Source organism: Vibrio sp. 1288, assembly GCF_033344475.1.
Window position 1 is genome coordinate 1 of record NZ_JAWPOX010000986.1, and the last position, 550, is coordinate 550.

Annotated in this window: 2 pseudogenes; both read left to right on the forward strand. The window is 48.9% G+C overall.

The window, feature by feature from the left end:
• A pseudogene (locus R8O11_RS30485) lies at positions 1 to 316 on the forward strand (4-hydroxyphenylpyruvate dioxygenase); the annotation flags it as partial.
• Positions 309 to 550: pseudogene (locus R8O11_RS30490) on the forward strand (homogentisate 1,2-dioxygenase); the annotation flags it as partial. The pseudogenes R8O11_RS30485 and R8O11_RS30490, both read left to right, overlap by 8 nt.

Genomic DNA, 550 nt, shown 5'->3' on the forward strand with positions numbered 1-550 from the left:
AACGGTGCAAACGTTGCGTGACCGAGGTATGGACTTTATGCCAACGCCAGACACCTACTACGAGAAAGTCGATGAGCGCGTTGAAGGCCATACTGAGGATGTCAGCAAACTTCGTGATTTGCAGATCTTGATTGATGGCGCGCCAATGAAAGACGGTATCTTGCTGCAAATCTTTACTCAGACTGTTATTGGCCCTGTGTTCTTTGAAATCATTCAGCGCAAAGGCAACGAAGGCTTTGGTGAAGGTAACTTCAAAGCGCTCTTTGAATCGATTGAAGAAGATCAAATTCGCCGAGGAGTACTAAGCGATGCATAAATGGATCACATTTCCGCATCGGGAGGGAGTGTGCTCTAAACAAGCACATGCGGATTTCCCGGATGAGGCAATTTATGAACGTGAAGCTGGCCGAAGTGGATTCTTCGGCCCTGCGGCACATTTTCATCATCCACATGCGCCAACCGGTTGGTGTGAGTGGGAAGGTGACTTACGCCCACGCGCTTTTGACTTCACCTTAGTGGATAAAGCCAGTCAGCTCTCTCCTTGGTCAGT